Here is a 14,343-nt window from a genome sequence, read left to right on the forward strand (position 1 = left end):
CCCCTACTCCGCCGCCAGCCGGGGCACGGTTTCCTCGCGCCGGACGCGGCTGCACTCCGCCATCACGTCGCTGGCCCGGCTGAGCGAGTCGGTGCGGAAGTAGTCGGTGATCGGCAGCACGAAGCCGCCCTGCCCCACCTCGCCCCGCGCCGCCGGCCCGGTCGCGTTCGGGCAGGCCGGGGCCGCCACCGCGTCCACCCTGCCGAAGACCGGGTTCGCCCGCACCAGCGCCGCCCGGATCGCGTCCCCGTCGTCGTAGGGCAGCGCGTGCCCGAGCAGCGCGGAGGCCGCGCGCAGGATGCGCCAGTCTTCCCGCGCCTCGCCCGGCGGCGCCACGGCGCGGCGGCCGATCTGCACCCGGCCTTCCGTGTTCACGTAGACGCCGTCCTTTTCCAGGTAGGTGCTGCCGGGCAGGATCACGTCCGCCCGCGCCGCCGCCCGGTCACCGTGGTGGCCCTGGTAGATCACGAAGGTGCCGTCGCCGATCAGCGCCGGGTCGAAGCCGTCCGCGTCCAGCAGCCACAGCGCGTCCACCCCGCCGCCCAGCATGCCGCCGAGGTCCTTGCCGCCCGGCCCGGGCAGGAAGCCGAGGTCCAGCGCGCCGACCTGGCCGCCGAACTGGTGCAGCAGGTTGAAGCCGTGCCAGTCCGGGCGCAGCGCGCCCAGCCGGTCGGCCAGCGCCCAGGCCGCGGCCAGCACCGCCGCGCCGTCCGGCCGCGCCAGCGCGCCGCGACCCAGCAGCACCATCGGCCGCTTGGCGCCGCGCAGCGCCGTGGCGAACTCGCCCTCGCCGTCGGTGATGCCGTCCAGGGCGGACAGCGTTTCCCCGAGGTGCTCCGCCTCGTAGGTCAGGTCCAGACCGGCCGGGCCGACATAGGCCACGGCGAGGTCGTTGCTGCCCCAGCGCTTGCGGATGCGCGCGTTCAGCACCGGCGCCTCGACCCGCGGGTTGCTGCCGATGATCACCAGCGCGTCCGCCTGCTCGATGCCGGCGATGGTGCTGTTGAACAGGTAGTAGTCGCGCCGCGAGGCGTCGATCGCGGCGCCGTCCTGGCGGCAGTCCAGGTTGTTGGACCCTAGTGCGTGCATCAGGTCGCGCAGCGCCAGCAGGCTCTCGGCATCCGAGTGGTCGCCGGCCACGGCACCGATCCGCTCGCCCGGCATGCCGCGCAGCTTCGCCGCGATGGCCGCGAAGGCCTCGCCCCAGCTCGCCTGCCGCAGCCGCCCGTCCCGCTTCACCCAGGGCCGGTCCAGCCGCTTGTGCTTCAGCCCGTCATGCGCGAAGCGCGACCGGTCGCCCAGCCACTCCTCGTTCACGTCCTCATGGATGCGCGGCAGGATGCGCAGGATGTCCGGGCCGCGCGCGTCGACGCGGATATTCGCCCCCACCGCGTCCAGCACGTCCACGCTGTCGGTGTTGGTCAGCTCCCAGGGGCGCGACATGAAGGCGTAGGGGCGGCTGGTCAGCGCGCCCACCGGGCAGATGTCGATCAGGTTGCCGGCCAGCTCGGTGGTCAGCGCCTTCTCGACGTAGGTGCCGATCTCCATGCCCTCGCCGCGGCCGGTGGCGCCCAGCTCCGGCACGCCCGCCACTTCCTGCGAGAAGCGGACGCAGCGGCTGCACTGGATGCAGCGGTTCATGATCGTCTTGATCAGCGGCCCGACATACTTGTCCTTCACGGCGCGCTTGTTCTCGTGGAAGCGCGTCACGTCGGAACCGTAGGCGACCGCCTGGTCCTGCAGGTCGCACTCGCCGCCCTGGTCGCAGATCGGACAGTCGAGCGGGTGGTTGATGAGCAGGAACTCCATCACCCCGCGACGGCCGCGTCGGACGGCCTCGCTGTCGGTGATGATCTTCATCCCGTCCATCACCGGGAAGGAGCAGGAGGACACCAGCTTGGGCGCCTTCTCGATCTCCACCAGGCACATGCGGCAGTTGCCGGCGATGCTCAGCCGCTCGTGGTAGCAGAAGCGCGGGATTTCCTTGCCGGCGATCTCGCAGGCCTGCAGCGCGGTGGCGCCGGCCGGGATCTCGATCTCCTGCCCGTCCACCGCGACCTTGATGGTCTTGACGTCGCTCATCGCGCGATCACTCCGCCGCCAGCGGCATGGGAGCGGGCGCAGCGTGCCGCCGCCGGTACTCGGCGATGCGCTCCTCCATGACCGGGCGGAAATGGCGGATCAGCCCCTGCACCGGCCACACGCCGCCATCGGCCAGCGCGCAGATGGTGTGGCCCTCGATCCGCTTGGTCACATCCTCCAGGACGTCGATCTCCTCGATCTCCGCCCGCCCCTCGACCATCCGCTGCATCACGCGGTTCACCCAGCCCATGCCCTCGCGGCAGGGGGTGCACTGGCCGCAGCTCTCGTGCTTGTAGAAGTGCGAGAGGCGCTGGATGGCGCGCACGATGTCGGTGGACTTGTCCATCACGATCACCCCGGCCGAGCCGAGGCCCGACTTGTGTTCGCGCAGCGCGTCGAAATCCATCAGCACGTCGTCGCAGATGTGCTTGGGCAGCAGCGGCGTGGACGAGCCGCCGGGGATCACCGCCAGCAGGTTGTCCCAGCCGCCGCGCACGCCGCCGCAGTAGCGATCGATCAGCTCCCGCAGCGGGATGCTCATCTCCGTCTCGACGTTGCAGGGCTTGTTCACGTGGCCGGAGATGCAGAAGATCTTGGTGCCCTGGTTCTTCGGCCGCCCGAAGGAGCCGAACCAGGACGCGCCGCGGCGCAGGATTTCCGGCACCACGGCGATGGTCTCGACGTTGTTCACCGTGGTGGGGCAGCCGTACAGGCCCATCGCCGCCGGGAAAGGCGGCTTCAGGCGCGGCATGCCCTTCTTGCCTTCCAGCGATTCGATCAGCGCCGTTTCTTCGCCGCAGATATAGGCGCCGGCGCCGCGGTGCAGGAACACGTCGAAGTCGTAGCCGCTGCCGGCCGCGTTCTTGCCGATCAGCCCGGCGTCGTAGGCTTCCTCGATGGCCGCCTGCAGCACCTTGGCTTCGTTGTAGTACTCGCCCCGGATGTAGATGTAGGCGGCGACGGCATTCATGCCGACGCCGGCCAGCAGCGCGCCCTCGATCAGCGTCTGCGGATCGTGGCGGATGATGTCGCGGTCCTTGCAGGTGCCCGGCTCGGACTCGTCCGCGTTGATCACCAGGTAGCTCGGCCGGCCGTCGCTCTGCTTGGGCATGAAGGACCACTTCAGCCCGGTCGGAAAACCGGCGCCGCCGCGGCCGCGCAGCCCGGACTGCTTCACCTCCTCGACGATCCAGTCCCGCCCCTTGGCGATGATCCCGGCCGTCCCGTCCCAGCAGCCGCGCCGCTGCGCGGCGTCCAGGTGCCAGGAATGCAGGCCGTAGAGGTTTTGGAAGATCCGGTCCTTGTCTTCGAGCGCCATGGCCCTCAGTCCTTCACAGCCGTCAGCACCAGCGGTCCGCCCTCGGGCGCGCTGGTCTGCCGGCCGATGGTGGAGCCGATGGGCGGGCGCTCGCCCCGCCGCAGCGACTCGATCAGTTGCACGGTGCGGTCGTAGTCGAGGTCTTCGTAGTAGTCGTCGTCCACCTGCAGGATCGGCGCGTTGACGCAGCCGCCCAGGCACTCGACCTCCGTCAGGGTGAAGAGCCCGTCCGCCGAAGTGTCCCCGTAGCCCTTCAGGTGCCCGGCATCCTTGCAGGCCCGCAGCACGTCGTCCGAGCCGCGCAGCATGCAGGGCGTGGTGCCGCAGACCTGCAGGTGGAAGCGGCCCACCGGCTTGGTGTTGAACATCAGGTAGAAGGTCGCGACCTCGTAGACGCGGATCGGCGCCATGCCGAGCCGCTTGCCGATCACGTCCATCGCCACCCGCGGCACCCAGGCGCTGCCGGTCTGCCGGCCCATCTGCTTCTGCGCCAGGTGCAGCAGCGGGATCACGCCGCTGGCCTGCTTCCCTTCCGGGTAGCGCGCGAGGATCTTGCTGATCTCCGCCTCGCTCTCCGCGTCGAAGGTGAAGGAGGTCGGCTGCTCCCGCGTCTCGGCCTTGCCGATGGCGTGGGTGGCGCCCTCGTGCTGGTGGTCGCTCACCGGTCGATCTCCCCGAACACCACGTCCAGGCTACCGATGATCGCCACCGCGTCCGCCAGCATGTGGCCCTTCGACATCGCCTCGATCGCCTGCAGGTGCGCGTAGCCCGGCGAGCGTATCTTGCAGCGATACGCCTTGTTGGTGCCGTCGGCGACCAGGTAGACGCCGAACTCCCCCTTGGGCGCTTCCACCACCGTGTAGGTCTCGCCCGCCGGCACGTGGTAGCCCTCGGTGTAGAGCTTGAAGTGGTGGATGAGGGATTCCATCGACCGCTTCACGTCGCCCCGCTTGGGCGGGGTGATCTTGTTGTCCTGCACCTTCACCGCGCCAGGTTGCATCTCGTCCAGGCACTGTTTGATGATCTTCACACTTTCCCGCATCTCGGCCATGCGCACGAGGTAGCGGTCGTAGCAGTCGCCGTTGCGGCCCACCGGGATCTCGAACTTCATCCGGTCGTAGACGTCGTAGGGCTGCTGCTTGCGTAGGTCCCAGGCGCAGCCGGAAGCGCGCAGGCAGGGGCCGGAAAAGCCCCAGGCCATTGCCTGCTCGGCCGACATGATGCCGATATCCACCGTGCGCTGCTTGAAGATGCGGTTGCTGGTCAGCAACCCCTCGAGCTCATCGAGAAAGGTCGGCATGTGGTCGGCCCAGGCCCAGATCCGCTCGGCCAAGCCGGCCGGCAGGTCCTTGGCCACGCCGCCAGCGCGGAAGTAGTTCACGTGGTAGTGGCTGCCGCCGACCGCCTCGTAGAACTCCAGCCCCTTGTCGCGCTCCTCGAAGCCCCACAGCGCCGGCGTGATCGCGCCGCAGTCCAGGGCATAGGTCGTGACGTTGAGCAGGTGGTTCAGGATGCGGGTGACCTCGCTGAACATCACCCGGATGTACTGGCCGCGCTCCGGCACCTGGATGCCCAGCAGCCGCTCCTGCGACAGCGCGAAGGCGTGCTCCATGCACATCGGGCTGACGTAGTCCAGCCGGTCGAAATACGGGTTGGCCTGCAGGTAGGTCTTGTGCTCGATCAGCTTCTCGGTGCCGCGATGCAGCAGCCCGATATGCGGATCGGCGCGCTCCACCAGCTCGCCCTTCATCTCCAGGATCAGGCGCAGCACGCCGTGCGCGGCCGGGTGCTGCGGACCGAAGTTGATGGTGTGGCTGTCCACCTCGACCGTGGCCGTGGTGGTGCCGGGATCGGGCCGGTGATCCCCGCCGGAAGCCGAGGGGATGGAACCGGACGCGGCGATGTCGGTCGCGAAGCTCATTCTGGTGCCTTCAGGCCGGGCGTCCCGGCGGCTGGCGCCGGCGGCGTCAGCAGGGTGGCCGGCGCTTCGATCCGGTTCAGGTGAACCTTCTCATCGCCCGGCAGGGTGGTCATGCCTTCCCAGGGAGAAAGGAAGTCGAAGTAGCGGAATTCCTGCGTCAGCTTGACGGGCTCGTAGACCACTTCCTTCCGCTCCTCGTCGTACCGCATCTCGACGTAGCCGGTCAGCGGGAAGTCCTTGCGGAGCGGATGTCCTTCGAAGCCGTAGTCGGTGAGCAGGCGGCGCAGGTCGGACTGGCCCTCGAACACGATGCCGTACATGTCCCAGGCCTCGCGCTCGAACCAGGTCGCGGTGGGCCACAGCGCAGACACGCTGGGAACCGGCTGTTCCTCGCCCGTGGTGGTGATCACCCGGACGCGGTGGTTGTGCGTCAGGCTGAGCAGGTTCCACACCACCTCGAAGCGCTCCGGCCGCCCGGGCCAGTCGACGCCGCACAGGTCCATGCACTGCTCGAAGGCGAAGCGCGGGTCGTCGCGCAGCACCAGCATCACCGGCAGCACGGCGTCGCGCCGGACGGAGAGCACCAGCTCGCCCAGCCGCGTCACGCGCGCTTCCAGCACGGCCGCGCGCGGCAGGGCCGCCACGATCGCCTGGCCCAGCGCGGCCGCGGCCTGCGCCACCGGCGTTTCCACCCCGTCGGGCGTGTTCGCGTCAGCCACGGAGAATGGTCCCCGTGCGGCGAATTTTCTTCTGCAGCTGCAGGATCCCGTAGACCAGCGCCTCGGCCGTCGGCGGGCAGCCCGGCACGTAGACGTCCACCGGCACGATCCGGTCGCAGCCCCGCACCACGCTGTAGGAATAATGGTAGTAGCCGCCGCCATTGGCGCAGGAGCCCATGGAGATCACCCAGCGCGGCTCGGCCATCTGGTCGTAGACCTTGCGCAGGGCCGGCGCCATCTTGTTGGTCAGCGTGCCCGCCACGATCATCACATCCGACTGCCGGGGCGACCCGCGCGGGATCACGCCGAAGCGGTCGAGGTCGTAGCGCGCCATGTAGGCGTGGATCATCGGCACGGCGCAGCAGGCCAGGCCGAAGGTCATCGGCCACAGGCTGCCGGTGCGGGCCCAGTTGACCACCTTGTCCAGGTTGGCCACCACGAAGCCCTTTTCCTCGACCTCGCCGGTGATGCCTTTGATCACGGCGTCCTGCTCATGCCCGGGAGGCAGCGCCTCCTTGTTCCAGGCGATCGCTTGGTCCGTCATGCAACTCTCCTGCGTGCGAAACCGCACGGCGAAATCAGTCCCAGTCCAGGGCGCCCTTGCGCCACTCGTAGATGAACCCGACGGTCAGCACGCCCAGGAAGCCCATCATCGAGAAGAAGCCGACCCAGCCGATGCTGCCCAGCGACACCGCCCAGGGGAACAGGAAGGCGACTTCCAGGTCGAAGATGATGAACAGGATGGCCACGAGGTAGAAGCGCACGTCGAAGCGCCGCCGCGTGTCGTCGAAAGGCTCGAATCCGCACTCGTAGGCCGACAGCTTCTCCGGATTCGGTTTCTGCTTGGCTGCGAGCACGGAGCCCCCCACCATGGCGATCGAGATCGCCGCGGCGATCGCCAGGAACACCAGGATGGGAAAGTAATTCGCGAGTAGCGGCTGGTTCATCGCTCAGGTCCATCGCCTGCGGCAGCGCGGGTCATCCCGCAGCGCAGCGCGGCGGAACATACTGCGACCGGTTTCCCGCCGCCATACCATGTAATGAAGATCGTGCCGGACCCAAGGTCTTGAAAACACGAAGGCCGACGGCAATGCCGTCGGCTTCGTGAAAACGTCGTGGCGCGAGTGACGGGGCTCGAACCCGCGACCTCCGGCGTGACAGGCCGGCGCTCTAACCAACTGAGCTACACCCGCTCGCGACGTGAGCCGGGGGATACGGGGAGGCGCGGCCAGTGTCAAGCGGGCCCCGTCGGGGAAGGGAGTGGTGGGCGCTGACGGGATCGAACCGCCGACATCCTCGGTGTAAACGAGGCGCTCTACCGCTGAGCTAAGCGCCCTCCCCGGCACCGCGATCATGCCCGCGGATGCCGGAAAGCAGAAGGGCCGGCGATGCACATCGCCGGCCCTTCCCGAAATCACTGACTGGATCGCCGCAGGATCAGTTCACCGAGTCCTTCAGCCCCTTGCCGGGCTTGAAGCGGACGCTGGTGGAAGCCTCGATCTTGATCTCCTCGCCGGTCCGGGGATTGCGGCCGGTCCCGGCCTTGCGCGTGGACAGGGAAAAGGTGCCGAAGCCCACCAGACGGACCTCCTGCTTCTCCTTGAGCGCGTTCTGGATCGCCTGGAACATCGCGTCCACAACCTCGTTGGCCTTGGCCCGGGGCAGGTCGGCCGTTTCGGCCACCACGCCCACGAGATCCTGCTTGTTCACGTCCTCGATCCCCTCGGATATCCGCTCAGTGGGGATGGCAACGGATTCCAGCCCTTCCCCGGTCGATCGACACTAGGCAAGCGGCTTTCGGGGCGTCAACGGCGGGCCGCCGGGGCGTTCGTCCCGGCGGGTCGGATTTCTCCGGTCCGGGGCGGCCACGACACGGTGGCCGCCCCTGTTGGGCAGGACCTTAGTGCGGCAGGCTGGGCGTCGCCGGCGCGCCGGCCGCGGGCTTGGCCGGCGGCGCTTCCTCCACCTCTTCCCACTCGATGGCTTCCGGCTTCCGTACTAGGGCCTGGGCAATCACCTCGTCCACATGGGCGACGGGGATAATCTTCAGGAACTTGCGCACGGAGTCGGGGATCTCGGCGAGATCCTTCTCGTTGTCCTTGGGGATGAAGACGGTGGTGACCCCCGCCCGCATCGCCGCCAGCAGCTTCTCCTTCAACCCGCCGATCGGCAGCACCCGGCCGCGCAGCGTGATCTCGCCGGTCATCGCCACGTCCTTGCGGACCGCGATCCCCGTCATGATCGACACCATGGCGGTGGCCATGGCGATGCCCGCGCTCGGACCGTCCTTCGGGGTCGCCCCTTCCGGCACGTGGATGTGGATGTCGCGCTTCTCCAGGATGTTCGGCTTGATGCCGAACTGGATGGAGCGGCTGCGAATGTAGCTCAGCGCCGCGGAGACGCTTTCCTGCATCACGTCGCCCAGCTTGCCCGTGTGCTTCACCGCGCCCTTGCCCGGCAGCAGCACCGCCTCGATGGTCAGGATCTCCCCGCCCACCTCGGTCCAGGCCAGGCCGGTGACGGCACCCACCTGGTCGTCCAGCTCCGCCTCGCCGTAGCGGAACTTCCGCACGCCAGCATACTTCTCCAGGTTCTTGCGGGTGATCGCGACCTTCTTTGCCTTGCCCGTGACGATCTCGCGCACGACCTTGCGCGCCAGCCCGCCGAGCTCGCGCTCGTAGGAGCGCACGCCGGCCTCTCTCGTATAATAGCGGGCGAGATCGAGCAGCGCCTCGTCGGTCACGCTCCACTCGCCGGCCTTGAGGCCGTTGGCCTCGGTGACCTTGGAGAACAGGTGCCGCTTGGCGATCTGGATCTTCTCATCCTCGGTGTAGCCGGGGATGCGGATGATCTCCATGCGGTCCAGCAGCGGCTGGGGCATCTTCAGCGAGTTGGCGGTCGTGATGAACATCACGTCCGACAGGTCGTAATCCACCTCCAGGTAATGGTCGGCAAAGGTCGAGTTCTGCTCGGGGTCCAGCACCTCCAGAAGCGCGGAGGACGGGTCGCCGCGCCAGTCGGCGCCGAGCTTGTCGATCTCGTCCAGCAGGAAGAGCGGATTGGAGGTCTTCGCCTTCTTCATGCCCTGGATGACCTTGCCCGGCATGGAGCCGATATAGGTCCGCCGGTGACCGCGCACCTCCGACTCGTCGCGCACGCCGCCCAGCGACATCCGCACGAAGTTCCGGTTGGTGGCCTTGGCGATGGACTTGCCGAGGCTGGTCTTGCCCACGCCCGGCGGCCCGACGAGGCACAGGATCGGACCCTTAAGCTTCTGGGAGCGCGACTGCACCGCCAGGTACTCCAGGATGCGCTCCTTGACCTTCTCCAGCCCGTAATGGTCGGCGTCCAGCACGCCCTCGGCCGCATTCAGGTCGTGCTTGACCTTGGTGCGCTTCTTCCAGGGCACCGAGAGCATCCAGTCGAGGTAGTTCCGCACCACCGTGGCCTCGGCGCTCATCGGCGACATGGTCTTGAGCTTCTTCAGCTCGCCCATCGCCTTCTCGCGCGCCTCGGCCGTGAACTTGGTGGCCTTGATCTTGGCCTCCAGCTCAGCGGTCTCGTCCTTGCCTTCCTCGCCCTCGCCCAGCTCCTTCTGGATCGCCTTGAGCTGTTCGTTCAGGTAGTACTCGCGCTGCGTCTTCTCCATCTGCCGCTTGACGCGGTTGCGGATGCGCTTCTCCACCTGCAGCACGCCGATCTCGCTCTCCATATGCGCGAAGACGCGCTCCAGGCGGGCGGCGACCGAGGTCGTGTCGAGCAGCTCCTGCTTCTCGGCGATCTTGAGGTTCAGGTGGCTGGCGACCGTGTCGGCGAGCTTGGCCGTGTCCTCGATCTGGTTGATCGAGACCAGCACCTCCGGCGCGATCTTCTTGTTCAGCTTGATATAGGCCTCGAACTGGGTGACCACGGAGCGCGCCAGCGCCTCGGTCTCCTTGTTCGCGGGCGCGGAGCCTTCCTCGACTCCCTCGGCATAGGCCTCGAAGTGGTTGGCGGTTTCCTTCCAGCCCACGACCTTGGCGCGCCGGCCGCCCTCCACCAGCACCTTCACGGTGCCGTCGGGCAGCTTCAGCAGCTGCAGCACCGTGGACACGGTGCCGATCTCGTACAGGTCGGACTCCGCGGGGTCGTCCTGCGCGGCGTTGCGCTGGGCCAGCAGCAAAATCTGCTTGTCGTCGCGCATCACCGCTTCCAGGGCCCGGACGGATTTCTCGCGGCCGACGAAGAGCGGGACGATCATGTGGGGGAAAACAACGATGTCCCGGAGCGGCAGTACGGGAAGCAGTTCGCCGCGGATGGTTTCCGTCATGGGACCTCACAGAGGACAGTCGGCGCGAGAAGCCGCCCGGATTCGGCACGGCCCCGGCGCCACGGGGTTCTCAAGCAAATGGTGCGCCGCAACCGCCCCGGCAAGCGCCGAGCCCTTCCGCAGGGCATACGCGCCGGCCGGGGCAGCGGATGCGGGGTGTCAGGCGGAAGTCTGCTCCGCCGGGCGCTCGCCGTAGATGAACAGCGGGGTGCCGCGGCCCTCCGCGACCTCCTTGTTCACCACCACCTCGTCGACCTCATCCAGGCCGGGCAGCTCGAACATGGTGCCGAGCAGGATGCCCTCCATGATGGAGCGCAGCCCGCGGGCGCCGGTCTTGCGCTGGATGGCCCGGGTGGCGACCGAACGCAGCGCGTCCTCGGTGAAGGTGAGCTTGGTCGCCTCCATCTCGAACAGCCGCTGGTACTGCTTCAGCAGGGCGTTCTTGGGCTTGGTCAGGATCTCGATCAGCGCCTTCTCGTCGAGGTCCTCCAGCGTGGCGATCACCGGCAGGCGGCCGATGAACTCCGGGATCAGCCCGAACTTCAGCAGGTCCTCCGGCTCCACCTCGCGCAGGATGGCCCCGGCCCGGCGCTCGTCGGGGCCGCGGACTTCGGCGCCGAAGCCGATGCCCGAGCCCTTGCCCTTGGCGGCGATGATCTTCTCCAGCCCGGCGAAGGCGCCACCGACGATGAAGAGGATGTTGGAAGTGTCGACCTGCAGGAATTCCTGCTGCGGGTGCTTGCGGCCGCCCTGGGGCGGCACGGAGGCCACCGTGCCCTCCATGATCTTCAGCAGCGCCTGCTGGACGCCCTCGCCCGACACGTCGCGGGTGATCGAGGGGTTGTCCGACTTGCGGCTGATCTTGTCGACCTCGTCGATGTAGACGATGCCGCGCTGCGCCCGCTCTACGTTGTAGTCCGCCGCCTGCAGCAGCTTGAGGATGATGTTCTCCACATCCTCGCCGACGTATCCCGCCTCGGTCAGCGTAGTGGCGTCGGCCATGGTGAAGGGCACGTCGAGGATTCGCGCCAGCGTCTGGGCGAGCAGCGTCTTGCCCGAGCCGGTGGGCCCGACCAGCATGATGTTGCTCTTGGCGATCTCGACCTCGCCGTTCTTGGCCCCCGCCGCCAACCGCTTGTAGTGGTTGTGCACCGCCACGGAGAGCACCTTCTTGGCGTGCTCCTGCCCGATGACGTAATCGTCGAGGACCTTGCAGATCTCCTTGGGCGTCGGCACCCCGTCGCGGGACTTCACGAGGTGCGTCTTGTGCTCCTCGCGGATGATGTCCATGCACAACTCGACGCATTCATCGCAGATGAACACCGTCGGGCCGGCGATGAGCTTGCGCACCTCGTGCTGCGACTTGCCGCAGAAGGAGCAATACAGGGTGTTCTTGGAATCGCCGGACTTGCTCATGCTCGCTCCTGGCCCCCGGGGCGCTCCACCCGACGATGGGCGCCGAGGGCATCGGGAATGCTAGACCCCCCACCTCCGGGGGAAAAGGCCGGGCCGCCCCGGCATCCGCAGGGATACCGGGGCGACCGGGTTCAGACGGCCTTGGTGGGCTCGCCGGGGGTGGCGCCAGAGGGCAGCTTCTCGACCACCTGGTCGATCAGCCCGAAGCCCAGCGCTTCCTCGGCAGACATATAGGTGTCGCGCTCCAGCTTCGCCTCGATCGCCTCGATGGGCTGACCGGTGTGCTTCACATAGATCTCGTTCAGCCGCTTGCGCAGGCTGAGGATCTCGCGCGCCTGGATCTCGATGTCCGTCGCCTGGCCCTGCGCGCCGCCCGAGGGCTGGTGCACCATGATCCGGCTGTTGGGCAGGGCGAAGCGCTTGCCCTTCTCGCCGGCGGTCAGCAGCAGGGAGCCCATGGAGGCCGCCATGCCCAGGCACACCGTGCTCACGGGCGCCCGGATGTACTGCATGGTGTCGTACATCGCGAGGCCGGAGGACACGACGCCGCCGGGCGAGTTGATGTAGAACGAGATGTCCTTGTTGGGATTCTCGCTCTCCAGGAACAGCAGCTGGGCGCAGATCAGGGACGAGACCTGGTCGAAGACCTGGCCCGTCAGGAAGATGATGCGCTCCTTCAGGAGGCGTGAGTAGATGTCGAAGGAACGCTCCCCGCGGGCGGTCTGCTCGATGACCATCGGCACGAGGGTGTTGTTGTAGACTTCGACCGGGTCGCGTTCACGAAACATGCGGATATCCTTTCGCCACCGGGTCCCGGGACTGGCAGGCGGCGGTCCGGCGACAAGGCCCCTGCCCCGCCCCGACCCGGCCCCCAAGGTCCGTGCCACCCCTGATTGAAACACAGGTTCGGTGAACGAAAGATGCGGCAGGCCGGTCCGCCCCGACGCGTCCCGCGCCTCGGCCGCACAAAGATGGCGCGCCCGGCCGCCCTATGGAAGGGGCCGGGCGCGCATTCGCGTCAGGCAGCCGCCTGCAGCTCCTCGAAGGGCACCACGCGGTCGGTGACCTTGGCCAGCTCCAGCATGAAGTCGACCACCTTTTCCTCGAACAGCGGCGCCCGGAGATTCTCGATGGCCTGCGGGTTCTTCTGGAAGAACTCCAGCACCCGCTTCTCCTGGCCGGGATAGCGGCCGGCCTCGGCCCGCATCGCCCGGGCCAGCTCGTCCTGCCCGACCTGGACCCCGTTGGTCCGCCCGATCTCGGACACCAGCAGGCCGAGGCGGATCCGGCGCTCGGCGATCTTGCGGTATTCCTCCCGCAGGGTCGCCTCGTCCTTGCCCTGGTCGTCCTCGTCCAGCTTGCCGGCCTTCATGTCGGCCTCGACGCGCTGCCAGATCTGGTTGAACTCGCTCTCCACCATGCTCTCGGGCACGGGGAAATCGGCCTTGTCGGCCAGGGCGTCCAGCAGCTGCCGCTTCACCCGCAGGCGGGACGCCTGGTCGTACTCGCGCTGGATCACCTCGCGCAGCTGGGTGCGCAGGGCGTCGATGCCGTCCTCCACGCCCAGGCTCTTGGCGAACTCGTCGTTCAGCTCGGGCCTGGCGGGCTTCTTCAGCGCCTTGGCGGTGATCTCGAACACCGCTGGGCGGCCGGCCAGCTCGGCGGCCTGGTATTCGGCGGGGAAGGTCACCTCGACGTGGCGGGTTTCGCCGACCTTGATCCCCTCCAGCCCCTCGGCGAAGCCGGGGATGAAGTTGCCGCCGCCGATCTCGACGGGCATGTCGGTGCCGGAACCGCCCTCGAAGGCTTCCAACTCACCCTCGGGCTGGTCCTTGGGCCGGGCGCGGCCGACGAAGTCGCACACCACCACGTCGCCGGTCTGGGCCGGGCGGTCCTCGGTGATGTCCTCCAGCTGGGCGTTGCGGCTGGCGATGCCGGCCAGCGCCTTGTCCACCTCCTCGTCGGAGGGTTCGGCCCGCAAGCGCTCGATCTCGATCGCACCGAACTCGGGCATCGGGATCTCCGGCAGCACCTCCAGGTCGACCCGGAAGCTCAGGTCCTTGCCGTCGCCGAAGTCCTGCAGCTCGATCTTGGGCTGCTGCGCCGGCTTCAGGCCGCGGTCGGCGACGATCTTCTGGGTGGCGCCGTTGACCTGCTCTTCCAGGACCTCGCTCATCACCGAGGCGCCGTAGCGGCCCTTGACCACCGCCATCGGCACCTTGCCCGGCCGGAAGCCGGGGATGCGCAGCTCCTTGGCGATCTGGCCCAGCCGCTTGTCGCGCGCCGCGTCCACCTCGGCCGCCCCAACCACAACGTCGAAGGCGCGCTTCAGCCCCTCCGTCGCGACCTCGGTCACCTGCATGTCGTTCAATCCCAGTCCCTGGAAGCCAAAGCGTCGTGGAGCGCGTCGCTGGTGCGGGCGGAGGGACTCGAACCCCCAAGGCTCTCGCCACCGGAACCTAAATCCGGCGTGTCTACCAATTCCACCACGCCCGCGCGGCCGCGTCGAAGGGTGGGCGTGTAACCCAGGACCGCCGCCTTTCCAAGCGCCGCCCGCCCCCCGCCGCCGCGGCACCCT

The 14,343-nt window shown here is 68.1% G+C and carries 12 protein-coding genes and 3 tRNA genes; all 15 read right to left on the minus strand.

The window, feature by feature from the left end; translation table 11 throughout:
- Nucleotides 1-3 precede the first annotated feature (3 nt).
- The 15 genes from nuoG to ACLIBK_RS01895 all read right to left on the minus strand — a co-directional run bounded on the left by nuoG (nt 4) and on the right by ACLIBK_RS01895 (nt 14,261).
- Nucleotides 4-2,082: an NADH-quinone oxidoreductase subunit NuoG gene (nuoG, locus tag ACLIBK_RS01825; RefSeq protein ID WP_415385491.1), complete on the minus strand. Its 2,079-nt coding sequence runs from the start codon at nt 2,080-2,082 to the stop codon at nt 4-6.
- 7 nt (nt 2,083-2,089) lie between these two features.
- Entirely contained in the window at nt 2,090-3,400 is a 1,311-nt protein-coding gene (gene nuoF, locus ACLIBK_RS01830; RefSeq protein WP_415385492.1) for an NADH-quinone oxidoreductase subunit NuoF, read from the minus strand.
- 5 nt (nt 3,401-3,405) lie between these two features.
- Nucleotides 3,406-4,062 carry a complex I 24 kDa subunit family protein gene (locus ACLIBK_RS01835; RefSeq protein ID WP_415385493.1) on the minus strand — a complete coding sequence of 219 codons (657 nt, stop codon included), beginning with the start codon at nt 4,060-4,062 and terminating at the stop codon, nt 3,406-3,408.
- On the minus strand, nt 4,059-5,321 hold the full coding sequence (locus ACLIBK_RS01840; RefSeq protein ID WP_415385494.1) for an NADH-quinone oxidoreductase subunit D: 1,263 nt from the start codon (nt 5,319-5,321) through the stop codon (nt 4,059-4,061). Before ACLIBK_RS01840 ends, ACLIBK_RS01835 begins: the two co-directional genes overlap by 4 nt.
- A complete protein-coding gene (locus tag ACLIBK_RS01845; protein ID WP_415385495.1) occupies nt 5,318-6,040 on the minus strand; it encodes an NADH-quinone oxidoreductase subunit C in 723 nt (240 codons plus the stop codon). The genes ACLIBK_RS01840 and ACLIBK_RS01845 overlap by 4 nt, the downstream gene beginning before the upstream one ends.
- Nucleotides 6,033-6,584 (minus strand): NuoB/complex I 20 kDa subunit family protein, encoded by a 552-nt coding sequence (locus ACLIBK_RS01850; RefSeq protein ID WP_415385496.1) that lies wholly within the window; start codon nt 6,582-6,584, stop codon nt 6,033-6,035. Before ACLIBK_RS01850 ends, ACLIBK_RS01845 begins: the two co-directional genes overlap by 8 nt.
- Nucleotides 6,585-6,618: 34 nt before the next feature.
- A complete protein-coding gene (locus tag ACLIBK_RS01855) occupies nt 6,619-6,987 on the minus strand; it encodes an NADH-quinone oxidoreductase subunit A (RefSeq protein ID WP_415385497.1) in 369 nt (122 codons plus the stop codon).
- 169 nt (nt 6,988-7,156) lie between these two features.
- A tRNA-Asp gene (locus tag ACLIBK_RS01860) sits at nt 7,157-7,233 on the minus strand.
- Nucleotides 7,234-7,301: 68 nt separating this feature from the next.
- A tRNA-Val gene (locus ACLIBK_RS01865) sits at nt 7,302-7,376 on the minus strand.
- 101 nt (nt 7,377-7,477) lie between these two features.
- Nucleotides 7,478-7,750, minus strand: coding sequence for an HU family DNA-binding protein (locus tag ACLIBK_RS01870; protein WP_415385498.1), 273 nt, complete (start codon nt 7,748-7,750; stop codon nt 7,478-7,480).
- A 190-nt stretch (nt 7,751-7,940) separates the two neighbouring features.
- Entirely contained in the window at nt 7,941-10,349 is a 2,409-nt protein-coding gene (gene lon / locus ACLIBK_RS01875; protein ID WP_415385499.1) for an endopeptidase La, read from the minus strand.
- Nucleotides 10,350-10,508: 159 nt separating this feature from the next.
- The gene (clpX, locus tag ACLIBK_RS01880; protein WP_415385500.1) at nt 10,509-11,765 is read right to left on the minus strand and encodes an ATP-dependent Clp protease ATP-binding subunit ClpX; all 1,257 of its coding nucleotides are present in this window, start codon (nt 11,763-11,765) and stop codon (nt 10,509-10,511) included.
- 131 nt (nt 11,766-11,896) lie between these two features.
- Nucleotides 11,897-12,553, minus strand: coding sequence for an ATP-dependent Clp endopeptidase proteolytic subunit ClpP (gene clpP / locus ACLIBK_RS01885; RefSeq protein ID WP_415385501.1), 657 nt, complete (start codon nt 12,551-12,553; stop codon nt 11,897-11,899).
- 230 nt (nt 12,554-12,783) lie between these two features.
- Complete coding sequence (tig, locus tag ACLIBK_RS01890) at nt 12,784-14,127, minus strand: trigger factor (RefSeq protein WP_415385502.1); 1,344 nt, start codon at nt 14,125-14,127, stop codon at nt 12,784-12,786.
- A gap of 49 nt (nt 14,128-14,176) precedes the next feature.
- Nucleotides 14,177-14,261 (minus strand) — tRNA-Leu (locus tag ACLIBK_RS01895).
- Between the last annotated feature and the right edge of the window lie 82 nt (nt 14,262-14,343).

The organism is Roseomonas sp. BN140053 (assembly GCF_047690175.1).
GTDB lineage: Bacteria > Pseudomonadota > Alphaproteobacteria > Acetobacterales > Acetobacteraceae > Roseomonas.